The organism is Trichocoleus sp. FACHB-40, from assembly GCF_014695915.1.
In the GTDB taxonomy this organism is placed as follows: Bacteria; Cyanobacteriota; Cyanobacteriia; order Cyanobacteriales; family FACHB-T130; genus Funiculus; species Funiculus sociatus.
Map to the genome: position 1 here is coordinate 45936 of NZ_JACJPF010000044.1, position 25120 is coordinate 71055.

The following is a 25120-nucleotide window of genomic DNA, read 5'->3' on the forward strand; positions in this document are numbered from 1 at the left end:
TTTGGTGTTATTACCTCAACGTATGGCAATGGGTACCAAAAAATCGTAAGTTTATGGGAATTAAATTATGGAAACCACAGGAATTCATCACGTCGCCATCATTTGCTCTGACTATAAAAAATCAAAACAATTTTATGTAGAAGTTTTAGGATTTTCCGTTATAAAAGAAACATTCAGAGAAGAAAGAAATTCTTATAAATTAGATTTAAGAGTTGGTAGCAGCGCTCAAATAGAATTATTTTCGTTTCCTAATCCGCCTCAAAGAGTGAGTCGCCCAGAAGCTTGCGGATTGAGGCATTTAGCTTTTGTAGTTGAAAATATAGATAAATCAGTTTGCTATTTAAAATCTAAAGATATACAAGTAGAAGATATTAGAATCGATGAAATTACTGGCAAGCGGTTTACTTTCTTTAGCGATCCAGATGGATTACCTTTAGAGATTTACGAGAACTAGAAAAACTGCCTCAAATCAGAATATTTTGAGAAAGGTGCGTTAAGAATAACGTAACGCACCCTAAGAGGATGTCCTAGAAGTGTCAAAAGTTAGCTTGATCCCCTCAGCCCCCGCGCTAACGCGCCGCTGCGCTAGAGAAAAGGGGGGAGAATTAAGTCTTAGTCCCCCTTAAAAAGAGGGATGCAAGGGGGATCTCGACCGTCTAAGCGTCTCGATTATGACTTTTCAGACATCCTCTAAGAAATCTGGTTTCTTTTTTGGCTTATGCCTTTTTTCACCCAGAGGCTTTTAGTTCCTCTTTCAGCATTTGCTGATAAATCCTCGGCAACTTGCTACTCATGGAATTGTTTTCTATCCCATACCCTAAACTTGTCCAAGTGCCAGAAAGCCGCCGCAAAACCTGATTTATCTTACCTTGCCGCAGTAACTCAGAAATGTTAACACCCCAAGCACCTGCGTCGCTCAACCAAGCATAAACCACCGCATCCTGAAATTCCGCCTCAAAGCTATAAGACTGCCAAAACATAAACTCAAACGGATGTGGATGATAGCGCTTAGCCTTCTCAAACCAAGTCGTGTTGATCATCTGATAGCGTCCCGCCGCAGTTGAGCAATTTCCCATATTTGGGCCATTAACAATTGTGACGCACTGCTGAGGGTGATTGCTGAGGTCGCGGACGCGATCGCCACCGTAGATCACTGAGTAAGGATGAGCCACATTTGCTTCGCTGGCAGAAATTGTCCGCATCAAAGCGCGAATATAAGGATCGCCTCCCTGCATCACCAGAGGCTGTGTCCCGTCTGCCCCTCCAGATGGGTCTAATACTAGGCGCGATAGCGGTTTTTCGCAAGCCCTTATGTAAAAGAGCAAGCATAGCAATCCAATGATGCCAGCGATCGCCGCGGTTCTCTGCTTTTTAGGTGACGTCTCAATCATGCTACCTCAGCAAAAAGTTGCTCCCAGCTTTTTGGAGAAGCTTCCGGCTTAGCAATGACTTCCACAATTTTGTTTTGAGCCGCTGGTTGAAATAGTGCTTCCACACACGTCTGCGCCACTTTCTGACGGGGAATGCTGCCACTCAAAGACAGGGTATCTGCGTTATACATTACCACCGAGTCTGAGCTGTCTTCATTCTTCAGACCCCCTGGACGCACAATTGTGTAAGTCAAACCGCTTTTCTGAATATACTCCTCAGCTTGCTTCTTCCAGACGAGAATCAGCCAGAAAAGGTTCAGCGGATGGAAAAATTGAGAAGCACCAATTGAAGAAACCAGTACAAATTGCTCAATTCCCTTAGCTTTGGCTGCATCTACTAAATTTTTTGTGCCTTCGTAGTCTACCTTGTACGGTGCAGTCGGGTCAAAACCTGGTGCGGCACCAGTAGCACATAACACTACCGTACTATCACCCAAAGCAACACTGAGAGTTTCTGGCTTCAACACATCCCCAACTACTAATTCCGCCGCATCTGGGAGAATTCCCCTAGCTTTTTCCCTGTTCCGTACTAACGCCCGAACAGGTATATTTCGCTTCACCAGTTCTTGTACAATCCGGCGACCAGTTTCTCCCGTTGCCCCTGCTACAAATGCTTTCATCCCTTTCTCCGTATATTACACGTGTCCACTTTTGAATTCGCAAGCTATGCTTATTGGACAGAGAAAATTTTTATTTTGCAGTAAAGTCCAACTTTTCAATTGTATGAACTATGAGGCGTTGTCGTCTTTTAGAAAAAAAATGCAATTTATGGAAACAATTGGACTCTTTGGGGGAATCCTTTATATAGGGAAACGGCAACCATCGCAGGAGAGCAGGTGATGCAGTCACAATTTGTTGATAGTCAAGCGATTGAGATTCAGTCAGCAATGTGCAATCTAGAACCAAGTTTCATGGAGTTAGACAATTTAGTTGTAGAAGCCGACAGTACGATTGAGCCAACGCGGTTTCACACTCGCTTTGAAGACAGCATGGAACTGTATACCGATGCTCACACAGTAGCTAAGTATCTGGATACTCACCAAGGTTGGTTCTGTCGCTGTGCCCACCCGATGGCAGCCCAACCCCTGGGAGAAAACGGCTATTCGCTAGTAATAGGGCGTTTTGGAGCTTTTGGCTATGAGGTAGAGCCAAAAATCGGCTTAGAACTGCTACCCCACGATCGCGGCGTTTATCGTATCCAAACGATACCGATTCCAGATTACGTGGCTCCGGGCTATGAGGTTGACTATAAAGCGGTGATGGAATTGGTGGAAGTACCGACAGATGGGTTAACCATCACCCGCGTTCAGTGGCAGCTGGATTTAACAGTTTACCTGCGGTTTCCCAAGTTTATTTACAAGTTGCCCAAGTCTGCGATCCAGAATACAGGCGATCGCTTACTCGCGCAAATCGTCCGCCAAGTTTCCCGCCGTCTCACCCACAAAGTGCAGGAAGACTTTCACACCACTCTCGGCTTACCCTTACCGAAAAAAGCGAGAAAAAAGGGCTAATGGCTAATGGCTAATAGGTCTTGAACTAGCTATTAGCCATTAGCTAGGTTACATCTTGCTAATAATCCTTTGCAAAATTTCCACACCACTGAAAGCTTGCCAGGCAAACAGCGCCAAGAGAGCAGAATTCAACACAATGTGAGTGTAACGCGCCCAATCGTGACCCTTTTGCATATAGGGAGACAGGGAAGCTGAAACCGCAATCATACCTGTCATGCCTAACCCAGCTAGAAGGTGAGGCCCAAAAAACAGTTTTTCATTGTTGATGTAAGTAGCGCCCATACCGATAAGCGTACCGATTACCATCAACCCTAAAAGCACTGAACCTACCTGGTAGTGCCGGACATTATATCTGCCTTTAATCAGCTCTTTCTTGGCTTCCCCTTCAGCATATCTAGTTTTTCGGAGTTTAACGCCTAAATAGAGGGCATAGACGGATACACCTAGCAGCACCCACATTAAAGCTGGGTGAATGAAATTAAGCCAGGGTTTAATCGAGACGGGGATCTCCAAGCTCATAAGATTCGGATTATTAAGGAACTTTATAAAAATTAGCATAATCCCCATCTGTCCTTGGGTAGTGGCCATTACTTATACAGCGCTTTTCGGGCGAGTGAGGTAAGGTACACAGATACCCGACTTCTCCAAGAAGTCGGGTATCTCTCCAGATAGCCTGTACTTCATTCGACTGGAAGCCGCTGTAAAAACGATTATCTCGTTCCTAGTCAGAGATTATGAACGAGATAATTGCTTGGTTATTTAAGTTTTATCTGTTCCTTTTTGCTTTGTGAAGGACTTGGGTGTTCCTTGCTTCGAAAAGCCTTGCGAGATTTCTTTTTAAAACTAAATCGCGGCAATTTCACAGATGGGAACTGGTGCAGCAGCACGTAGAAGCAGGGAATAATAAACAACGTTAGCAGTGTCGCCAGAGATAGACCGGAAAACACCACAACGCCTAGCGGTTGCAGAAATTCTGAGCCTTCCCCGATTCCCAGCGCCAAAGGAAACAAGCCGAGAACCGTGGTGATGGTGGTCATCATAATCGCTCTCAGGCGCATGGGAGCCGCTTTTAAAATCGCCGCTTGTCGGTCGATGCCTTCTTGTTCGTGAATCTGGTTAGCCAACTCCACCATGATGATGGCGTTGTTTACCACAATCCCCACCAGCAGCACCGCACCGACTAGCACCGTAGCACCGATAGGGGTTTGGGTGATATAAAGCCCCAGAATTCCGCCCGCTAAAGCCAGCGGTACCGTGAGCATAATCACCAAGGGGTCAATTAAGGAGTTGTATTGTACCGCCATAACGACGAAAACCAAGAAAGCAGCTAAACCTCCTAAAATTGTCAAGGAGTTTTGCAACTGCTGATTCGTTTCCGCTGTCGAACTGGGTATCACGCTCACACCTTCAGGTAATCGCAAATTCCCCAGTACCTCGTCTACCTCTGTCAGGGCGTCGCTGAGGTTAGCTCCTTCGCTCAGACTACCCGCAATGATAAAAACCTGTCGTTGGTTAATCCGCTGAACTTCACCGGGGGCTTGACCTTCGGAAATGGTCGCGACATCACCCAACCGAACTAAGCTGTTGTTATTGACAAATAAGGGAATTTGTGCAAGCTGAGAAGCGCGTTCTACAGATTCTTCATTGAATTGTACGCGCACATCTACTAAGCGATCGCCTCTTTGCAACTGAGTCGGGACTGACCCCTCGATTGCCGTCTGGATCGTTTGCCCAATGTCTTGCGTCGTCAAACCCAACTCTTCTGCACGCTCCCAATCTGGTCGAATCTGCACTTCTGGTTGTCGAGAGTCAGCATCAGGTCGGAAAGTTGCACTTTTTACCTGCTCATCCAAGGCTTGCAGCGCTTGCCGCCCCGCTTGTTGCAACCGCTGCTCATCGTTTCCCTGGAGGATGATATCCACATCCGCCCCCCGCACTGGCGAGTTACTGAGGATAATCCCTCGTACCTGACCGGGATTCAATCGCAGACGAATCCCCGCCAAATTAAGTTTGTTAAACTCCTGATTGACTTTTTCGACAAACTTCTCGACATCTGTACCTTGCTTGAGAGTAATCGAGCTGGAAGCTCGGAGGGGATTGGCATTGGTGGTACTGCCGAACAGAGAACCTCCGGCTGTGCTAAATACATAGTCGCTTTCTGGCTGTTTAACCAGGATTTCGTCCACCAGTTTCATCACTTTTTGGTTAGTTTCCACGCTAGTTCCAGGAGGAAACTGGGCAAACAAATTTGCTTGACCTGTATTAATCCGAGGCAGAATTTCTTGAGGAATTTGACCGACCATCCACAAACTACTGCCGCCGAAAAGCAGAATTATCGCGGCGATTACTAACAACCGATAACGCACTACTCCAGTCAGAAAGCGGGTATAGCTGCCAGTCGCTGCCTCAAATCGGCGGTTAAATTCCCGCAAAGGCCAAAACTTACCTACGCCACTCGACCACTGGATTGCCAACAACCGGGAACTGAGTGCTGGCACCACTGTCAGCGCCACCAATAGGGAGGCAGCTACAGAAAAACTAATGGTAAGAATTAATTCATTAAATAGCAGGGAGAAAAAGCCACCAATCAGCAAAAACGGCAGCACAGACACCAAGTTAGTAGTCGTAGAGGCAATTAGCGCCGATTCCACCTCGCGACCACTGCGTTCTGCTTGATCGATTACTTGCTGGCTATTCATGCGGGCTTTGCTATCCTGACCCGGAATCATGCCAGCACCTTCGGCAATTGTCTCCATCATCACGATAGAGTTGTCTACGACAATCCCCACACCCAGCGCCAAACCACCTAAGCTGAAAATGTTGATGGAAAGTCCAAATAGCTGCATTAAGATAATCGCCGCGATAGTCGCTAGAGGAATGGCGATGATAATAATTAAAGTTTGACGGGCGCTACCTAGAAATAGCATCACCGCCACCGCTGCCAACCCTGCACCCAGCAATCCGGAACTGGTCACGTTGGAGATGGAGTTGCTGATAAATTTCGACTCATCCAGCGTTGCTAACAGTTTCATGTCTTCGGGAATTACCCCAGCTTGGCGCAGTTCTTCGATCCGTTTTTTAACTGCATCCACAACCTCGATAGTATTAGCATCCGGTTGCTTTTGGATGCTGAGTTTTACCGCTGGTTGCCCATTCAGATAGACAAATACCCGCTGGTCTTCTGTCCCATCAATGACTTCGGCAAAATCTCTTAGATAAACGCGAGATTGCGGTAAAAGCGCGGGGGTTTGCGCTCCTACTGCGCTGGGGGTTGGGGAACCAACTTCAAAGGAGAGATTGCTAATTTCTTGGGCATTCTGAAAGCGTCCGACGGTACGGGTAAGCGGTTCGGAGTCAGCGCCTTGCAGACGACCGCCAGAGATATCCTGGTTGCGATCGCCCAAAGCATTTAACACGTCTACCAAACTCACCCCTAGCGCCTGTAAGCGATTCAGGTCAATTTGCACCCGCACTTGTTCTTCCACACCACCCGCAATATCGACGGCGGCGACACCATTGACTACACCGAGTTCGCGGGATAATTCTTCATCGGCAAATACTCGTAAATCTGCATCCCCCAAGGAAGCAGATTGCAGCGCCACTTCGTAAACGGGCAGCTGGGAGGGGTCAACTTTAAATAAGCGGGCATCTTCGATGGTACTGGGGAGCCTGCTGCGACCCCGGTTAAAGGCAGCAGTGGCATCGTTTAGCGCTTGGTCAATGTTGCCACCCGGTTCAAAGTACAAGTCTAAACTTACCTGCCCTTCGCGGGTTTGGGAGTAAACTTGCACCACTCCTTGTGTGGCGCTCAAAGTTTCTTCTAGCGGCTTAGTGATTTCGTCAACTGCTACCTCTGGAGAGATTCCAGGGGCTTCTAGCCGCACCCCAATCCGGGGATAGGTGATAGACGGCAACAAATCAACTTGCAGTTGGGAGAGAAAGAAGACTCCTAGCACCAACGTAGTGATGGTGAGCATGAGTGTGCCGATGTGACGGCGGATGGCGATCGCGCTTAAGCTAAATCCAGACATGGTAATTGCTAATTGCTAATTGGTGAATCCCGATTGCCCATTACTGAGTTTCAGAAAGAACACTTAAGCGCACTGGCTCACCATCTTTTAGCGGCTTACCACTACGGCTTACGAATCTCTCTCCTGGTTTTAAACCAGAGAGAATTTCGACTTTTCCATTTGCGCGATCGCCTACTGTCACCGATCGAGCCTGCACTGTTGGCTGTTTCCCGTTTCTGTCCAAAACAAATACTGTCGCTTGGCTAGATTTAGGATTTTCGATTTGGGATGTTGAATTGCGTGCCTGCTCAGGAGCGGTTGCGGCACCACCGCTTCTAGCCTCTCTGCTCCCCTGACCCTCTGTGGGTGAGCTTGCCCCGCCCCTACCGCCGGGTCTCTCTTGCAAGGCAGTTTGTGGCACCAATACCCGTTCGGAGGCAGTTGACGAAAAGCTCACCCGTGCAAGTAGTCCGCTGCTAATCTCGCCTTTAGGGTTGGCAATTGTGACTTCCACTGGGATTTGACGAGCCGCTACATTCGCTGCGGGAGAAATGCGAACTACTTCTCCAAGAAACTCTCTGTTTGCAAAAGCGTCTAGCTGTACTCGTACCGATTGCCCAATCCGAATTTTTGACAGTTCTAATTCTGAAACTGGCACCACCACTGTGACGCGACTGAAATCTCCAATTTTCAAGATTTCACTACCTGGGTTCGCCAAATCGCCTGGTTCTATCCCTTTGGAAACGACAACGCCGCTAATTGGGGAAGTTAATACTGAATAGGATTGGCGTTCGCGACTTTGAGCCAGTACAGATTGTTGCGCCTTAACTCTGCCTTGAGCCGCTACGACTGCTTGCTGTTCTGTACTCACCTGTGCCTGAGCAGAGAGCAAAGCTTGTTGAGCCGTTTGAGCCTCTGTTTGGGCTAATTCTGCTTGTTGCTGAGCGATCGCGCCTTGCCGCGCCAATCCAGCCAGTCGAGCCGCGTCCCTCTGTGCTTGCTGCAATTGAGCTTTTGCCTGTTCTACCTGTGTCCGTGCATTGCCTACCTGAGTTCGGGCGCGTGCCACTTCCGATTGAAGAGTTGCAAGTTCGGCTTGCGCCTGATTGACGTTGGTTAACAATATTGTGTCATCCAACTGGGCAACAATTTGACCCTGCGCCACTGTATCTCCCACGTCCGCTTTGAGAGATAGCAGTCGTCCTTCCACTTGGGGTTGTACCGAGACTTCCCGAACCGGGCGAGTGGTGCCGATAAACTTTATCTCTTCTTGGAGAGTGTCGGTACGAGCGATCGCTACATCCACTGGGGTTATCCCTCCGGCTCCTCCCCGTTGTTGCTGTTGTGGAGCTTGAGCATCCGCTTGCTGCTGCGGTAAAATACCACAACTTGACAAGTAAGGCAATAATAAAAAGGCGAAAGGCAAAAGAAATATTCTTTGACTTTTGCTTTTTCCTTCTTGCTGTGTCTTTTGATTTTTAGTAGATAATTCAGCAGACATAAAATTAAATGGCACGGTGAGGTTCCAATCAGGAGACTATCGGGCTGACCGCCCGACGGGGCGATAAACTAGAAATAGGGTGGCTGTGTATTTAGACTGAAGATACTTTACAAAGGTTTACTTGTAATCATAAATTGCAAATCGAATTTCTTTAGTCAGCCATAAGTCACGGATATTATTCATCTGCTTCTGTTTTCGAGCAGAAAATCTACCTTAAGGTACATGACATCTGCTATTGTTTCTTTTAAGAGTTTGATAAATTTAAAAATTGCTTTACCAAGTTTTACAAATTAACAAATTATTTCCACGCCTGATTCTAGCGATCGCTGGAATCGTAGTAGTAGCGTCTGCAAACAAACCAGTTCAGGCGCGACCAGCTGAAATATTTACTCCCCATCTACAAGAAATTCAAAGCAATTTGCCGCTGGGGTTGGTAATGCGCTTACCATCTCAAATTCAACTTAGTGGCTTTCCAGATATAGATTTTTCTAAGTTAATTGTCCGCGTCTTTCCCTCGGAAACTCCAGCAGGTTTAACAGTTAGCCTGTTTACCTGTATCAGTGGCCCCCAACCCTGCTTACTCGGCAGTTTTTCGGTAGCGAGGAATACTTCGCCCAATGCTATCCGAGATTTAGAAAAACATAAAGCTACAGGCGATCGCATCACCTTAAAGCCCAATATTAAAGGATATCTATTGGAAGGCTCAAAGCAAAAACCCGCCTATGAATTTTCCTCTGTGATGTGGCAGCAGGACAACCTGATTTATCGAGTGAGTCTTCCGCAAGCAGAACGGTTAAGTATGCTGTTCATGGCATATTCAATGGCTAATGAAGCGCCACTACGTCGCGTTGTTTCTCCTCCAATTATTGGAAGATAAGAAAAGTCTGGATATTGCGGATAGCAAAACGAGAAATATAGCGGTTCTCACTTGTAGGCGTTATAGCCACCTTGGTAGGGACATGGCAATGCCCATTAGTGTTAACTTAAGCCCTGGCGAATGGAATTCGCGGCTACAAAAACGAAGTCCGCCTGCGCGGACTAACGGAAAATTAAGACTTTTGAAACCCGCGCACCATCCGGGTTTTGTTTGTATAGCTGCGGTTTCAACCGCCAAGCTTAAATTGACACCGATGGGCCATGCCATGTCCCTACAGATGTATCGCGCCCAATCCTTGAATTGCTATACTCCCTGATTAATCAACAATAATTGTGCGTAAACGATTAATCTGGTCATCCGTAATCCCAATTTTATGTAAGTATGCGATCGCGCCACCATACTTTTCTTGCAAGTAATTTAAAGTGTCCACCATTGTTTCATGCTCACATTCAAATATGTGCGCGTAGCCATTGCGTCTTGCTACTTCCAGGTCTTTTTCAAACAACGGGGCCAGGTAAGATTCACTTAAGGCATAATCTTGGGCGATTGTCTCTGCTGGCACGTTAGCTATACTTAGCAAGAACGCAATGATCAGACCAGTCCGATCTTTCCCAGCTGAGCAATGCACTACCATAGGAAACGAACTGGTTGTTATTGTCTCAAAAATGACTTTCATTTGTTTCTGACAGGAATCCAGCAGTAAAGAATACTGTTCTAGCAGTGTTTTCGCTTGCATCAGAGCAGATACAACTTCATTACCAAATAGTGGCAGGTTTAGATAAGTTACTACTTTTGATTTTGAGAAGACATTGGGAGCATTGTTCACTTCAAACACACGACGCAAATCAACAATTGTTTGCACACCGTAATCTATAAGTGCTTGCTGGCTTTCTGGAGTGAGACGATGCAGACTATCTGCCCGTAAAACTTGTCGCCAGCGCGTATGGCAACCATCTAAAGTAGCATAACCGCCGATGTCGCGGATGTTGTAGCTACCTTGCAGTGGCAAGTGACGTTGTGCAGGTTCCTGTGGAATTAAAGACATGAGGCAAAAGATGATTACTGAGGAGCAGTAGATGTAGAGGGCGTTGCAGCAGGGGTTTCCACGCCGAGGTCGAGTTGATAATCAACGGGTTCAGAGTTTTCAGAAATTACTACAAATTCGTAGTAGCCTGATTGAGGAAGTTTTCCCGACCAAGTTGTTTGTGTCGAGTCTTCCAGCAGTGGGGGAACGGCGGTGGTTGGAGGATAAAGGGAAAGGCGGAGTTTTGGATTATTTGTGAAAGTGAGTGCCAGCAATTGATCTTTGTTAAAGTTGGCGATGAAGGCCTTGCCTTCTCTGGGTTTGAGGGTGCCTCTGACTCGTTTCCCAACCGCGCCAGGATCGAAGCGAATGGTTTCTAAAGCGTCTCCAGCCTGCAATGCCTTGACTTTCTCGGCAACTATCGCGTGCCATACTTGACCAATCGGTTGTGCGAGAAAATCTTTACCGCGCTGCTCTGGGAATAGCTGGAAAAATACTACATCAGCTAGGTCGTAGAGGGCGCGGCTGGAAAGACGCAGCTGGTTGACTTGCTCCTTAAAGCGATCGCGATCTTCCTGCTGGTAGCTTCCCAAGCGCTGGCGCGACGCACCGCTCAAGTTCGCCTGCTCCAACTTATCGAGCAACTGGGCGGCTGTTTGATCCCAACTCAGGCGCAATTGCTCAAATTCTGAACCATTGCCGAGAATTTTCCCCCGTTGTTCTGGGTTTTGTGTCCAGAAAGTTTCATTTACCCAGTTTACGTAGAAATTGTAGTCAACACCCAAACTAATGCGGCGATCGCGCAGCTGTTGCTTGCGATCGCGTTCCGCCGCCGAATACTGCGGCGAAGGATTTTCCTGATCGGTTGGCGCAGTGGAATTATCTGAGGAGTTAGAGTCAGATCCTTTGTCCTCGGAACCAGTCATCGACTGTATCCACAAATTTCCAGCCCACCAGCCGAGTCCAGTAGCACCAGTAATCACCAGCGCCACCAGCAAAATTTTACCTAATATGCCGACAAATGGGGATTGGCGTTTGGGGATTGTAGGTTGGGGTTTCGCAGTAAGCGGCTCCCCTTTCTGTTGATGGGAGGGTTGAGCGTGAAGGTTGGCGATTGGCGGTTGATGGGGGCGGTATGAGGGAGGAGAAACAGCCTGTGTGGGTTCTATCGGTGGTGGCGCTGGGGGCTGAGTAGGAGGCAAATCAGTAGAAGGTATATTGACAGAGAGAGCTTGGAGAACTTCTCTGGCAGATTGGTAGCGATCGCTTATCCTCCGAGACAGCATTTTATCCAGGACATCTCCCAGCATCGGACTAAGATTAATTTCCCGCCGCCAGTTCCACTTCAGCGTCTCGCTATCAATTATCTCGTGGGGTTGTTTGAGCGTAAGCAAAACTAACAAACTTGCTGCCAAAGCGTACAAATCGCTGTTGGGAAAAACCAATCCCTTGTCCATCTGCTCGTCAGGAGCGTATCCCCGCTTTCCTAAGCGAGTAGCGATCAAAGGCGGGGAATTGCCACTTCCCAAAGTAAACTGCGATTCCACCGTTGCTGCAACTTCCTTCACGCCGCCAAAGTCAATCAGCACCGGAAGCTGATCGGAACTCCGCAAAATCATGTTTTCTGGAGAAATATCGCGGTGAATCACCCCCAGCGAGTGGATATACTCCAACACTGGCAGAATGTGCAGTAGAATTTGGCGTACTTCCCCTTCACTAAACCGTAACCCCTGAGATTTTCGAGCATCGAGCAACGAACGGTAGGTTTGACCCTCCACATAGTCCTGTACTAAAAACAGATATCCTTTGCTTTGCTGGTTCACCCGAAACATTTCTCGAAAGTTGGGGATTTGCGAATGTCGCAGCTTGTAGAGTACGCCCGCCTCTCGCTCAAATAGTTCCTCAGCTTTCTGCAAAGCATAAGCGCCTTGAACCTTGGGAGCAAATTCCTTTAAAACACAAGGTTCATTGAATCGGTTCAAGTCTTCCGCCAGATAAGTGCGTCCAAAGCCACCATGCCCCAGTTCGCGCACAATGCGATAGCGATCGCCTAAAATCATCCCGGTCACAATATTATTGCTGACGAACTCCGGCAGCGGTTCGCCACAATGCTGACAAAAGCGGCAATCGGTGGGATTCTCGTGTCCTTTGGTGCAATACAGGGGCATCATTAACCTGGGGCGATTCTGTGGAAGATTCAAGTTAGGTATAACAAATTGACCGAGAATATACCAACTGCTCCGTCTTTAAAAATAATTCTTTGTATTCTTCAAATCTACTTTCCCCTGCCTCAGTGGGAATACTAAATTCGAGGCATATCGTGGCGTTAGATATTAAAAATGAAATTTTTTGCATTGCCCAAATCGGCGGTACGGTTGACAGCCGTGGTGTTTGTTGCTGTCATCTACTATAGTGCTGCTAAACTTGGGCTTTTACTGGTTTCCCTCCCTGGAAACGTAACACCAGTTTGGCCTCCGGCAGGTATCGCCTTGGCAGCTATCCTACGGCTGGGTTATGGCGTTTGAGCCTGGTATCTGGCTGGAGGAGTTCCTTGCCGTCAGCACTTCGATCGACAGATCGCCAGCCGTGGTGTTTGCAGTTGCTAGTGGCTGTGCCGTGGGAGATGCCTTGACACCGGTGTTGGGTGCTTTTTTAATACACCGATTTATCGGGTACAGCAATCTGCTAAATCGGGTGAGTAGCGTTTTTAACTTTGTATTAATTGGAGGGATGCTGATCTGGTTAGTAGCTGCCAGCTTCGGCACCACCAGTATGTGTCTGGGTGGCATTGCACCTTGGAGTGCTTATAAAGCGATTTGGTGGACTTGGTGGCTTGGGAATGTAGGTGGCGTTCTCGTCTTCACACCAGTGCTGCTAATTTGGAGCCAACCAATTTCAAATTTTAGATTGCCGATTTTGGATTGGGCGTTGCTAAAAACAGGTAAAACCCGCAAGCAATTTAAAAATCGAAAATTTAAAATCCAAAATCTAAAATTCGTTGAGGCTGTACTTTTGGGAGCGCTGGTGATGTTCGTTAGCTATATCACCTTTAGGCATGGGTATTCCATCGAATATATGCTGATTCCCCTACTCGTATGGGCGGCGTTTCGGTTTGGTCAACGCGGCGCAACGCTGTCAATCCTCATGGTGTCCGGAATGGCAATTTTGGGTACGGTCAAAGGTTTGGGTCCGTTTGTCCGCGAGTCGCGCAACGAATCACTTTTATTATTGGATTCGTTTATCGGTGCCGTTGCCGTCACGACTCTGGTTTTGGCAGCAGCGATCGCAGAACGCGAACAGGCGCAGAACGCAATGCTACAATCAGAAACCAATTTGCGAGAAAAAGCTGCTCAGCTCGAATTTACCTTACGAGATTTACAACAAACTCCAGCTAAACTAATTCAAACCGAAAAAATGTCCTCTCTGGGGCAGCTGGTCGCCGGAGTTGCCCACGAAATCAACAACCCTGTTAACTTCATCTACGGCAATCTCACCTACGCAGATCAATACACCCAAGATTTGCTCAATCTCCTCTCCCTCTACCAGCAGCACTATCCTCAACCCGTTGCAGCAATTCAAGATAAACAAGAAGTTATTGATCTTGATTTCTTGATGACAGACCTACCTAAACTGCTTTCTTCAATGAAGGTGGGAGCTAATCGAATTCAACAGATTGTCCTGTCTTTACGCAACTTCTCCCGCGTAGATGAATCAGGAATGAAGTCGGTTGACATTCACGATGGGCTAGATAGCACTCTGCTAATCTTACAAAATCGATTCAAAGCCCGATCTGGGCATCCTGGTATTCAGGTGATCAAACAGTATGATTCCCTGCCATTAGTGGAGTGTTACGCAGGACAACTAAACCAAGTATTTATGAATATTCTTGCCAATGCTATTGATGCTTTGGAACTGGAAACTGGGAACATGGGACTAAGGGACGAGTGCACCTGTTCACCTCCTAATCCCCAATCCTCAATTTCCCATTCCCCAGTCACCACTCAAGAGTCCCCAATCCCTACAATTTCGATTTCTACCAAAGTTCGAGACGACAATCTAGCAGTTATTAAAATTGCAGACAATGGTTCAGGTATGACTGAAAATGTGAAAAAACAACTATTTGACCCGTTTTTTACTACGAAGCCAATAGGCAAAGGCACTGGTTTAGGTTTAGCTATTAGCTATCAGATTGTTGTAGAAAAACACCAAGGTAATTTAAAGTGTATTTCAGAAGTTGGACAGGAAAGACAATTTATTATTGAAATTCCGATTGTACATAAAAATTAAAATTTTGTGGCTTAGGCAAACGGTTTCGGCGCGTGGCTATGATCGCTTAGCGTCTGGTTGATTACAGTGATACAAAATCATTCTAATGTGTTTTCGATCACACTGGGAATTAAAGTATTGCCTTAAACAGATAGAGGGGGCAATTCTTATATTAGTAAAATATATAGGTCTGACAAGCAATGCAAATCAATACATCTAGCCAAAAATTGATTAACGAAGCTGCCCTGAAGCAACTAGAAGAAGCTCTACTGATGAGCGAGCAAAGATTCCATGCTACCTTTGAGCAAACTGTTGTTGGCATTGCCCATATAGCATTAGATGGAGGGTGGCTGCGAGTTAACAAAAAATTTTGTAAGATTTTAGGCTATAGCCATGAGGAATTGCTAACTTTATCGCTTACAGATATTACCCACCCGGACGATATTGATATTAATCTTTCATCTATAAGTCAGCTATTGACAGGCAAAATTCAGACGTTCTCAATTGAGAAGCGCTACATCCACAAAAGCGGTTTTTGTGTCTGGATTAATTTATCTCAGTCTCTTGTGCTTAAACCTTCTGGGGAACCAGACTATTTTATAGCAACTATCGAAGACATCTCGCGGCGCAAAGCTGCCCAGGAAGCGCTAGAGAAAGCAAATGAACAATTAGAACTCAGAGTAGAAGAACGTACAGCGGAACTGAAAAATACTATAAGTTTATTAAGCAACGCTTACGCCCAACTTAAAAGACAAATTAGCACTTCCTCTGAAAAGCAACATCAACAAATCATTCTTGATGCCATGCCAGCGATGATTTGGTTCAAAGATAGAGAAAATCGAATTTTAAAAATAAATAAAGCTGCTGCCGCATGGATGGGGATGAACGTGGAAGATATCGAAGGCAGATCTACCTATGATATTTATCCTGCTCAAGCAGCAAAATATCATCAAAACGACCTAGAAGTAATCAATTCTAGAAAGCCTAGACTTGGAATCATTGAAAAAATAAAAACCTACTCAGGAGAAAATATCTGGCTTAATCTAGATAGAGTTCCTTGGCATGATGACGAGGGAAATATTGGGGGTGTCGTAGTTTTTGCCAGAGATATTACAGCGCAGAAACTGGCAGAAGAAGCACTTTTATTGCTGAGAAAGGCCGTAGAATCTTCTAGCGATGCAATTGCTATGACCGATATTAATGGCACTTCCATCTATCACAACCATGCTTTTATAAATTTGTTTGGATACACTGTAGATGAACTAAACAATGCTGGGGGACAGGCGATAGTTTACACCGATTCGTTGGTAGTACAAGAGGTGTTTTCTACAGTGATGAAAGGTGACTCTTGGCGGGGGGAAGTAGAGATTAAAACAAAGAGCGATCGCATTGTACCAATTTCGCTTCGTGCTGATGCCATTAAAGACAAAACTGGCAAGATTATCGGGCTAGTTAGCATTTGTAATGATATCACCAAACGCAAGCACGCAGAGTCCCAATTAAAACAACAAGCGACTCAGTTGGAACAAACCGTGCGGGAACTTCAGCAGACACAATCCCAGCTGATTCAAACCGAAAAATTGTCTAGTTTAGGGCAGCTAGTTGCTGGTGTCGCCCATGAAATCAATAACCCCGTTAGCTTTATTCACGGCAATCTACCCCATGTTTGGGATTACGCCGAAGATTTACTGGGTTTAGTAACGCTTTATCAGCAAGAATACCCCAATCCCACACCAGAAATTTTGGATGAAATAGAAGCCATTGACCTCAATTTTATTAGGTCAGATTTGCCCAAAATGCTATCTTCAATAAAAGTGGGAACGCAACGCATTTGTGAAATTGTGCGTAGCTTGCGAAACTTTTCTCGCCTCGACGAAGCGATGATGAAAGGTGTTGATCTGCACGAAGGTATCGACAGCACTCTGATGATTTTGCATAACCGTCTAAGAGCAAGTCCAGATCATCCAGGTATTCAGGTAATCAAAGAATATGGAAAGTTACCCCTTGTTGAGTGCTACGCCGGGCCACTTAATCAGGTGTTCATGAATCTCATTGGCAATGCAATTGATGCTTTGGAAGAGTTAGTAGCCAGCCGTCAGTTGTCAATTGTAAATGGAAAAATTGCTGACAATCCCCAGATTCGTATTCACACTGAAGTTATAGAAAAAGACAAAGTTTCAATCCGAATTTATGATAATGGCTCAGGAATGCCAGAATCGGTAAGGAAGCGGCTATTTGACCCCTTCTTTACGACAAAAGCAGTAGGCAAAGGTACAGGTTTAGGCTTATCAATTTCGCACTCAATTATTGTACAAAAACACGGCGGAAATTTAAGATGTATTTCTGCACCAGGAGAGGGCACCGAGTTTATCATCGAAATTCCAATTTACCAACCAAATCAGGAACCGCCCCATGTGTTAGATGAAACTGAAATTTAAGTACAAAGGTTCACCAAGAAAATCGCAGTTAGTAGTAGCGCGTAAGGGCTGAAATGCTGGATTGATAAAATTCTCAAAATCCAAATTTCCAAGATTATAGGCTTGCTTTACCCAACAAATTAGGATAGACGCGCTAGTAGATTAGGGTTGAGGTGAGCATTACCCAACACAACATGATCATTTGTTAGGTTTCGCTGTGGCTCAACCCAACTTACTAGCGATCAGCACTATAAGGGGAAGCACTTTCAAAAAAGAGAGGCAACAATGCAGGAAGAACAAAGTCAACGGGCAATTATAGCTTTTCAAGCATTCCTAAATACACCCTTTCAGGAGTTACTTGAAGAGCATTGCAATTCTTCTCCAGAAGCTGCTGCTAGGCAATTATTTCAGGATGTTGCTGCTAGTATACCCGCTTACAAAGCTTTTCTGAAAGAACAGGGTGTCAATCCTTCATCTATTCAAAGTTACCAGGATTTTCAAAAGCTTCCCCTGATTACTAAAGAGAATTACCTGTCGCGTCACTCACTCCCAGACTTGTGCCGGAATGGGCAATTAGAAAGCTGCGACATAATTGCTGTTTCATCAGGTTCTACTGGCAAGCCTACATTTTGTCCTCGCTTTTTGAGTGATGAATTTCAGATTGCTACACGTTTTGAGCAAATTTTTTACGATAGCTTTTATGCTGACACGCGCCGCACCTTAGCTGTAATTTGCTTTGCTTTGGGAACTTGGGTGGGGGGAATGTACACAACAAATTGCTGTCGCTATCTTGCCAGTAAAGGCTACCCCATTACTGTTATTACTCCCGGAAATAACAAAGAAGAAATATTCCGAGTTGTGCAGGAACTTGGTTCAGCATTTGAGCAAGTTGTACTGTTGGGATACCCGCCGTTTATTAAGGATGTTATTGATAGCGGCATTGCACGGGGTGTAGAGTGGCAAAAATATCAAATAAAAATGGTTTTTACTGGAGAAGTTTTTAGTGAAGAATGGCGTAGTCTTGTAGGTGAACGAGTTGGTTCCCGTAATCCCTGCTATGACTCAGCTTCGCTGTATGGAACAGCAGATGCAGGCGTTTTAGGAAACGAAACACCTCTTAGTATTTGCATTCGCAGGTTTTTAGCAAATAATCCAGATGCGTCTCGTACTTTGTTCGGTGAATCGCGCTTACCTACCTTGGTACAGTATGACCCTTTGAGCCGCTTTTTCGAGGTTATTGATAGCACGTTGCTGTTTTCTGGCGATAACGGTATTCCCTTGGTGCGCTATAACATTTTGGATACGGGGGGTTTAATCTCTTATGATGCGATGCTCCAGTTCTTGGCAGAGTGGGGATTCAATCCTGTAGAAATATTGCAGCTACAAGGTGGGAGAGGAATTCATCCTCTACCTTTTGTCTATGTTTTCGGGCGCTCCAATTTTACAGTTTCTTACTTCGGCGCGAATATTTACCCGGAAAATGTGACGGTGGGATTGGAACAGCCAATTATTCGAGAGTGGGTGACAGGTAAATTCGTATTGCAAGTTAAGGAAGATGCAGATAAGAATTGGTTTTTGTCGGTTGTGGTGGAGTTAGCGCCTGGGGTGGAACAAAGTCAACAGAAGCAAGATGCGATCGCATCCTCCATTCTCAAACAGTTACTACGGCTTAACAGCGAATTTGCTAACTACGTCCCCGTAGAATACCAAATGCCGCAAGTTACACTAACTCTAACTGGCGATCCTGAGTATTTTCCCATCGGAGTTAAGCACCGCTACACCCGCAAGTAATTTCACAACTGGGTTCCGAATTCGTGCATAGCATCGATAATCGGTTTCAAACTTTCCCCTAAAGGTGTTAGGGAATATTCCACTTTGGGGGGGATTTGCAGATAAACCTCCCGATGGATAATTCCGTCTTCCTCCATTTCTCTAAGCTGCTGCGTGAGCATCTTTTGGGTGATTCCATCCAATGCTCGTTGCAGTTCACCAAACCGTTTAACTCCTGTCAGTAGTTCTCCCCAAATAAAAAGCTTCCAGCGTCCGCTAATCGCTTTTAAAGCGGTTTCCGCCGGACAAGTCTTTCTCTCGTGACTCTGGCTTTTGGCTTCCATAGTATCTTTTTGGGTACTAGCTTACTTTAAAGTGCATACTTTACATACTATCTTTACTGTTCTTAAAATTTAAGTATCCAAATACATCCAAAAATCGTTAGTCAAGATTTTACGTTTCAATGAGGTTAATTTTATGATTCCTGTCACAGGTTTAAACCATGCAGTCCTTTATGTTCGCGAACTTGAGCGTTCAGTTGAGTTTTATCAATCAGTTTTTGGTTTTGAAGAAGTATCTCGTCTACACGGAATGATGGCTTTTCTGCGAGTAAAAGGCTCAACAAATCATCACGATTTGGGATTAATAGCCTTGGGTTCTAATGCTCCATCTCCACCAAAGGGAACAATTGGACTTTATCATCTAGCGTGGGAAGTAAAGACAATTGAAGATTTAGCAAACTCTGCTCAAATTCTCAAAAATAACGGTTATTTTCGAGGCGCTAGCGATCACGGTGCCAGCAAATCAGTCTATGGTCAAGATCCTGATGGCTTAGAGTTTGAAATTACCTGGCATATCCCCCGCGAAGATTGGGGAAACTTTGAAAATCAGGCAATAGTTGCGCCGCTGAATTTGCAAAGCGAAATCGAGCGTTACGGTATAGAAAAATTAACAAGTAAAAATTGATAATTTCTTGCTCCTAAGTTCAGTCTATTAACGCTTTTAGCGAGGCTTAAGCCTCGCTTTTTTTCAGTTTGTGGAGTGAGGGAGAGCCTCAGAAGAAAAGGTTGTCAGGCTCAGCAGGGAAGCGTAAATTCAGTGTTCTGAATCACCTTCTGGCAGTTCCGCTGAAGTAGCTGGCTTATATAAAATTTCGGACTTTATAATTTTATTTGAATGCGATTTATAGCAATCCTATTTGAGTTGTGAGCCAGCCCTTTAGGTAGCCGACTTCTGTAATAAGTCGGCTATCTTGCCTTCATGAATCATTTAGGACTGCTATAGTTGCATCGCTATTAGTAATTTTTAGCTTATTTCTTCAAGCTAACTCTGAATGGCATTCACTGAGTTAGGCTAATTTGGATTTTCTCTGGTTTGAGAGCGATCGCGCATCCCTAACCTGCTGCATAATTAAAATTACGCCTATCTCTAACCAAACCAGCTATGCAAATTATCCAATGCCTCCACGCAGCTATTCTCGTTTCTGACTTAGAACGAGCAGAACATTTTTATGGCAAGGTACTGAGATTATCTAAAATAGATAGAACGCTTAAATTTCCGGGAGCATGGTATCAAGTCGGCGAGTTTCAAATTCACCTGATTGTCGCTGACTCTATACCATCGGATATGGTAAATTCCCAAAAGTTAGGTCGCAACCGACACTTAGCTTTTTCTGTGGAAAATTTAGATGCTGCTAAAGAGCAGATTATAAATAACAACTGTCCCGTACAAATGAGTGCCTCTGGTAGAGCAGCTTTTTTCACCCAAGATCCAGACGGTAATATAATTGAATTGAGTCAGGTATAAAAATGACAAATAACTACTGAAAAAAATATGGTTCAAACAATCCAAGCCAGTAAAATCACCATCGGATATCTGATAGATAAATTTGACTTGCAACGGGTGACTGATGACAAATTTTTTACCGAATGGTTAGCTGATTTGCCCGAAATATCCGAGATAGAAAAAGAAACTTTAGACCGTATTAAAAGCAATTTTCTTCATTTGATTGAACGCCAGCAAATGATAGAAAGTATCGTCAAAATGGTGGTACTGTCTCCGCTGCTGGAATTGGCAGGTTTTTATCAGCCTCCTTTTGAAATAGACGGAGAAAAAGGAGTAGAAATCTTTGTCGAAGATGAGGATGAAGTTATTAAGGGAGATATTGATGTTCTGATTTTAGGAAACCATTTGTGGATATTCGTCATTGAGTCTAAACGTAGTAGCTTATCCCTAGACGCAGGGATACCCCAAGCTCTAGCTTATATGTTAGGCAACCCTAACCTGGAAAAACCGTGTTTTGGATTTGTCACAAATGGCAGCCATTTCATTTTTCTGAAGCTGATCAAACAAGATACACCGCAATACGATATGTCCTATGATTTTTCAATCCGGCGAGGAAATGACTTGTATCGTGTTTTTAGTATACTAAAGCACCTTGCCGCCTTAGTGCAATGAATATTATTGCGTATTTGTACAGCGATCCTTTGTTGGAATCAACACCTAATCCGAATGTGTGGGGTTGGGAGGTGGATCGGGTTTATCAAGATTTGGGAGGTCGGGATCAGCTGCAACAGTTGTTAAAAGATTGCCAAGCAGAACCTGCTGAATATCTGCTGATTCGACGCTTAGAAGAATTGGGAGACTCGGTTGATGAAGTATGCGATCGCATCTCCAATCTTGAATCTCTCGGCATCAAACTCATTACCACTGAATCAGTAGGATATAATCAAACACCACTAGAATTATTAAAAGAAATTCAGGAAAGCCAGCGATCGCGCCGCCTCCGTAAAGGACACGCAAAGCGGCGACTCAAAGCTGCGCCGGGGCCGGGAAAAGCTCCTTACGGCTACAAGCGAGGTAAAGACCGTTACATACTTGACCGCAGTGCAGCGCCTGTGGTGAAAGATTTTTTTGAACAATATCTACTCTACGGTTCTCTGCGCGGTGCGGTGCGGTATCTAGAAAAGAAATACGGTAAGAAAATTTCCGTATCTACCGGACAACGCTGGCTCTCTAACCCAGCTTATCGGGGTGACACAGCTTATCAAAATGGTCAGGTTCTATCGGATACTCATGTCCCCATTGTTACCAGGGAAGAAGCGGCACAGATTGACCGACTAATACGCCGTAACCGCCATTTGCCACCTCGCACAGCAAGTGCAAATCGTTCTTTGGCGGGGTTGGTTGTGTGTAGGGAGTGCCAGTTACCGATGACGATAACTCGCGTTACAACTCGTGGCAAACAGGGAGAATATCTCTATTTGCGTCCAACCAAGTGCAACAAACAGCCTAAATGTGGTGCAATTTCCTACGAGCAAGTTTTGCAAGAAACTATTGAGAGAATTTGTCAGGATTTACCTTTTGCAGTAGCGGGGATGAATGTACCAAATATGAATGGAATTAAGAGCGCAATTACAAGTCAAATTGCTACAAAACAAGATATTTTAGCTCAATTGCCTAATTTAACTGCTAATGGCATTTTGGATTCAGAAACAGCAGATATACGCGCCTACAAACTTCGCACAGAAATATCTCAACTACAAGGAAAGTTAGCGAGTTTGCCGCCAGTAAATTTGCAAGCGATCGCGCAAGCAGTTTCCATCCCCCAATTCTGGCTAGACTTATCAGAATCAGAGCGAAGATTTTACTTTCGAGAATTCATTCGTCAAATTGAAATTACCCGACAGGCGGAAGCGTGGCAGCTAAAGCTGGTTTTTATCTTTTAGTAATTAACTCTTAGTTCAGATTGCGTCCGTTAAAGCAGTAAATCTTATATTTTTTAACTAAATAAATAATGGGACGAACCCCCGCTCAATCAGAGATTTCATCCCCAATCCCTTTATTTAATATCCCTAATGGATTTAAAAACAATTAGCACTTTAGCGTCTAGAATTTTGTTGGTCGTATTCGATTCCTCTATTAACTTCTGTAATTGCCTGGTTTGTTAAACGTAGCGCTGCTGCCCGATGACCTCCTTTATCGGTAGAAGCTTTTTCCAAATCTGCTTTAGCTTCTTTCAAAGAAGCTAGTGCAGACCGCATCCGGGGTTGATATTCACGCTGTGCAGTAGCTTGACCAGCCCAAAAGCCTCCACCCAGAGTGGTTCCCAAAACAACAGCTACCAAAGCAGCACGACCAATTGATAGTTTCGCATCCATATACAAACTTCGTAAAGTTGATTTTATTGCCTAGTTTAGACTACATTAAACATGATTTAGTTCTCCGATAGCATTTCCATACATTATTGCTGTATGCCTAACAGAAGTCTTGTCGAGCCGCTTTAAGATAGAAAATGCGGCTCTATTTATAGATTTATGCAAACTTTAATAGTAGATGGAAACTTACTATAGCGTTTCTCAGTTGGGTGCAATATATCGCGGTTCTGACGTTCAGTCCATGTTGGTAGGGACATGGCAATGCTATATCCCTACAGATGTATCGCACCCAACCCTGGAATTGCTATAGGCGATCCTCATCAGATGATTTAAAGAGTTAGATCGCAGGAAGTTGCTTCTGATTGCCGCTAGATAGCACGAGCGTTGTTAAATATGGATCGTCAAACTTTTGCTTGGGGCCGTTCAAAAAACAAGATTATTGGGGCTGACAGATGGGTTGAGTGGCTTTGGGTTTTGGGGTTGCTCCTAGCGGCTATTGTCTTGTTTGGGATTAATTTAGGCGGACTACCTTTGCGAGATTGGGATGAGGGTACAGTTGCTCAGGTTGCGCGTGAAATTTTGCAGGCACCAGCAGGCTCATGGCGATGGCTTTATCCGACGCTATCAGGTACAGAATATCTAAATAAGCCGCCTCTGGTGCATCTGCTGATTGCCGGAGCTTACAAGGTTGGCGGTGTCAATGAGTGGACATCGCGCTTGCCTGGGGCAATGCTAACAGCCTTCTCAGTGCCACTGCTCTATGGAATTGGTCGGGAATTATTTCGGCAACGCATTCCAGCTCTTTTCTCAGCTTTGACTTATCTAACTTTAGTGCCAGTGGTGCGTCATGGGCGACTGGTGATGTTGGATGGGGCGGTGTTGTGCTTTTTGATGTTTATGATGTGGTGCGTGTTGCGAAGTCGTCGAGACTTGCGCTATGCACTGGGTGCCGGAGTGGGGTTTGGGCTGATTTGCCTCACTAAAGGCATTCTGGGATTATTGCTGGGCGCGATCGCATTAATATTTTTGGCTTGGGATACTCCCAGATTGCTCACCTCTCCCTATCTCTGGGGCGGTTTGCTGCTTGGCAGTGCGCCAGTTGCGGCTTGGTATGCTGCCCAGCTGTGGCGCTACCAGCAGATGTTTATCAACATCGGCATTTTCAATCAATCATTGCAGCGGATTTGGATACCAGTTGAGAATCACGCTGGGCCTCCCTGGTACTACTTGCTGGAAATTTTAAAATACGCATGGCCTTGGTTACTCTTCTTTCCCCAAGGGGTTCGTCTCGCCTGGGAAAATCGCACTTCAAGCTGGGCAAAATTAGCATTGGTATGGGGTGGGGTTTATTTAGTTGCCATCTCGGTGATGGGAACCAAACTTCCCTGGTATGTGTTGCCAATTTACCCAGCATTAGCTTTATTCTGTGGTGCAAAACTAGCTGAAGTTTGGTACTGGCCCAGCAGTCAATCTTATCCCCGCTTTTGGACACCTTGTTTAACAGTGATGGGTTTAGTTGCTATTGTTGCGAGTATTTATTTTGCGGTTTTCGCTCCCAAACTAGACTGGCATTTGTCACTGGTGCTGGCATCTGCTGCTATGACTTTACTTGTAGCAGCATTTTTAGTGTCCCGAAAAAATCTGCAATTCATCCCAATTTTGTTTTGGGGAACCTATGTGACGCTGACAATATTTATGACATCCTCTCACTGGGTTTGGGAGTTGGCAGAACAATATCCTGTTAAACCCGTTGCTGCCATAGTTAAGCGCGGCACTCCCATCGGTGAAAAGATTTATACATCTTTTCCCGATGAACGTCCTTCTCTGAATTTTTATAGCGATCGCCAAGTCATCCCCAATACACCCGAACAACTCAAACAACTTTGGAAAACAGCACCTTCACCTTATTTATTAGTTGACCAACCCACCTTTGACAAGCTGAAATTCCAGGGTGTGAAATCGATTAACAAGGCAGAGGGTTGGCTGTTAATTACAAAGAAGCCTAACGACTAAAGTCGTGGCTACACAAAAGAAGCCTGCGAAGGCAGGCTTCTTTAAGCCTGTGAGTATATTTACGCACCTTAAAATAAACCAATTCCCATTTTCAATAAAAACCTTATAGCTTATAGCTTATAGCTGATAACTCGCGGTTAGAAT

The 25120-nt window shown here is 45.2% G+C and carries 21 protein-coding genes; 12 read left to right on the plus strand and 9 right to left on the minus strand.

All coding sequences use genetic code 11. The annotated features are described in order from the left end of the window. The first annotated feature begins 67 nt into the window (after positions 1-67). Positions 68-454 (plus strand): VOC family protein, encoded by a 387-nt coding sequence (locus tag H6F63_RS07990; protein WP_190636374.1) that lies wholly within the window; start codon positions 68-70, stop codon positions 452-454. 274 nt (positions 455-728) lie between these two features. On the opposite strand, the gene H6F63_RS07995 is transcribed toward H6F63_RS07990, so the two are convergent. Together H6F63_RS07995 and H6F63_RS08000 are read right to left on the minus strand one after the other, a co-directional pair. After that, positions 729-1391 (minus strand): glycoside hydrolase family protein, encoded by a 663-nt coding sequence (locus tag H6F63_RS07995; RefSeq protein ID WP_190636376.1) that lies wholly within the window; start codon positions 1389-1391, stop codon positions 729-731. Next, entirely contained in the window at positions 1388-2050 is a 663-nt protein-coding gene (locus H6F63_RS08000) for an SDR family oxidoreductase (protein ID WP_190636378.1), read from the minus strand. Before H6F63_RS08000 ends, H6F63_RS07995 begins: the two co-directional genes overlap by 4 nt. Positions 2051-2269: 219 nt before the next feature. On the opposite strand from H6F63_RS08000, the gene H6F63_RS08005 reads away from it, so the two are divergent. Continuing rightward, a complete protein-coding gene (locus tag H6F63_RS08005) occupies positions 2270-2941 on the plus strand; it encodes a DUF1997 domain-containing protein (protein ID WP_190636381.1) in 672 nt (223 codons plus the stop codon). A 48-nt stretch (positions 2942-2989) separates the two neighbouring features. Here the strand turns inward: H6F63_RS08005 and H6F63_RS08010 are convergent, their stop codons facing one another. The 3 genes from H6F63_RS08010 to H6F63_RS08020 all read right to left on the minus strand — a co-directional run bounded on the left by H6F63_RS08010 (position 2990) and on the right by H6F63_RS08020 (position 8467). Beyond that, on the minus strand, positions 2990-3460 hold the full coding sequence (locus H6F63_RS08010) for a DUF4079 domain-containing protein (protein ID WP_190418891.1): 471 nt from the start codon (positions 3458-3460) through the stop codon (positions 2990-2992). 236 nt (positions 3461-3696) lie between these two features. Beyond that, positions 3697-6972, minus strand: coding sequence for an efflux RND transporter permease subunit (locus H6F63_RS08015; protein WP_190636383.1), 3276 nt, complete (start codon positions 6970-6972; stop codon positions 3697-3699). 40 nt (positions 6973-7012) lie between these two features. Continuing rightward, a complete protein-coding gene (locus H6F63_RS08020) occupies positions 7013-8467 on the minus strand; it encodes an efflux RND transporter periplasmic adaptor subunit (RefSeq protein WP_199297878.1) in 1455 nt (484 codons plus the stop codon). Positions 8468-8720: 253 nt separating this feature from the next. Between H6F63_RS08020 and H6F63_RS08025 the strand changes: the two genes are divergently transcribed. Beyond that, a complete protein-coding gene (locus H6F63_RS08025) occupies positions 8721-9329 on the plus strand; it encodes a hypothetical protein (RefSeq protein ID WP_190636385.1) in 609 nt (202 codons plus the stop codon). 316 nt (positions 9330-9645) lie between these two features. On the opposite strand, the gene H6F63_RS08030 is transcribed toward H6F63_RS08025, so the two are convergent. Both H6F63_RS08030 and H6F63_RS08035 read right to left on the minus strand, forming a co-directional pair. Next, entirely contained in the window at positions 9646-10374 is a 729-nt protein-coding gene (locus H6F63_RS08030) for a tyrosine-protein phosphatase (RefSeq protein WP_190636387.1), read from the minus strand. A gap of 14 nt (positions 10375-10388) precedes the next feature. Next, a complete protein-coding gene (locus tag H6F63_RS08035) occupies positions 10389-12524 on the minus strand; it encodes a serine/threonine-protein kinase (RefSeq protein ID WP_190636389.1) in 2136 nt (711 codons plus the stop codon). 168 nt (positions 12525-12692) lie between these two features. Between H6F63_RS08035 and H6F63_RS08040 the strand changes: the two genes are divergently transcribed. From H6F63_RS08040 to H6F63_RS08055, 4 genes are all read left to right on the plus strand, one after another. Continuing rightward, on the plus strand, positions 12693-12878 hold the full coding sequence (locus H6F63_RS08040; RefSeq protein WP_190636391.1) for a hypothetical protein: 186 nt from the start codon (positions 12693-12695) through the stop codon (positions 12876-12878). Then, positions 12868-14640 (plus strand): MASE1 domain-containing protein, encoded by a 1773-nt coding sequence (locus tag H6F63_RS08045; protein WP_190636393.1) that lies wholly within the window; start codon positions 12868-12870, stop codon positions 14638-14640. Before H6F63_RS08040 ends, H6F63_RS08045 begins: the two co-directional genes overlap by 11 nt. A gap of 179 nt (positions 14641-14819) precedes the next feature. Continuing rightward, on the plus strand, positions 14820-17057 hold the full coding sequence (locus H6F63_RS08050) for a PAS domain S-box protein (protein ID WP_190636394.1): 2238 nt from the start codon (positions 14820-14822) through the stop codon (positions 17055-17057). Positions 17058-17321: 264 nt separating this feature from the next. Then, the gene (locus H6F63_RS08055; protein ID WP_190636395.1) at positions 17322-18827 is read left to right on the plus strand and encodes a phenylacetate--CoA ligase family protein; all 1506 of its coding nucleotides are present in this window, start codon (positions 17322-17324) and stop codon (positions 18825-18827) included. Positions 18828-18829: 2 nt separating this feature from the next. On the opposite strand, the gene H6F63_RS08060 is transcribed toward H6F63_RS08055, so the two are convergent. Then, positions 18830-19150, minus strand: coding sequence for a helix-turn-helix domain-containing protein (locus tag H6F63_RS08060; RefSeq protein WP_190636397.1), 321 nt, complete (start codon positions 19148-19150; stop codon positions 18830-18832). A gap of 133 nt (positions 19151-19283) precedes the next feature. Here H6F63_RS08060 and H6F63_RS08065 point away from each other — a divergent pair, with 133 nt between their 5' ends. The 4 genes from H6F63_RS08065 (at position 19284) to H6F63_RS08080 (ending at position 22534) form a co-directional block, all read left to right on the plus strand. Beyond that, a complete protein-coding gene (locus tag H6F63_RS08065; RefSeq protein WP_190636399.1) occupies positions 19284-19772 on the plus strand; it encodes a VOC family protein in 489 nt (162 codons plus the stop codon). Positions 19773-20249: 477 nt separating this feature from the next. Next, the gene (locus H6F63_RS08070) at positions 20250-20612 is read left to right on the plus strand and encodes a VOC family protein (RefSeq protein WP_190636401.1); all 363 of its coding nucleotides are present in this window, start codon (positions 20250-20252) and stop codon (positions 20610-20612) included. 27 nt (positions 20613-20639) lie between these two features. Further along, positions 20640-21263, plus strand: coding sequence for a type I restriction endonuclease (locus H6F63_RS08075; protein WP_190636403.1), 624 nt, complete (start codon positions 20640-20642; stop codon positions 21261-21263). Then, complete coding sequence (locus H6F63_RS08080; RefSeq protein WP_190636405.1) at positions 21260-22534, plus strand: recombinase family protein; 1275 nt, start codon at positions 21260-21262, stop codon at positions 22532-22534. Before H6F63_RS08075 ends, H6F63_RS08080 begins: the two co-directional genes overlap by 4 nt. Before the next feature lie 153 nt (positions 22535-22687). On the opposite strand, the gene H6F63_RS08085 is transcribed toward H6F63_RS08080, so the two are convergent. Continuing rightward, positions 22688-22966 (minus strand): hypothetical protein, encoded by a 279-nt coding sequence (locus H6F63_RS08085; RefSeq protein WP_199297879.1) that lies wholly within the window; start codon positions 22964-22966, stop codon positions 22688-22690. A 390-nt stretch (positions 22967-23356) separates the two neighbouring features. Between H6F63_RS08085 and H6F63_RS08090 the strand changes: the two genes are divergently transcribed. Then, the gene (locus H6F63_RS08090) at positions 23357-24976 is read left to right on the plus strand and encodes a glycosyltransferase family 39 protein (protein ID WP_190636407.1); all 1620 of its coding nucleotides are present in this window, start codon (positions 23357-23359) and stop codon (positions 24974-24976) included. Positions 24977-25120: the final 144 nt, after the last annotated feature.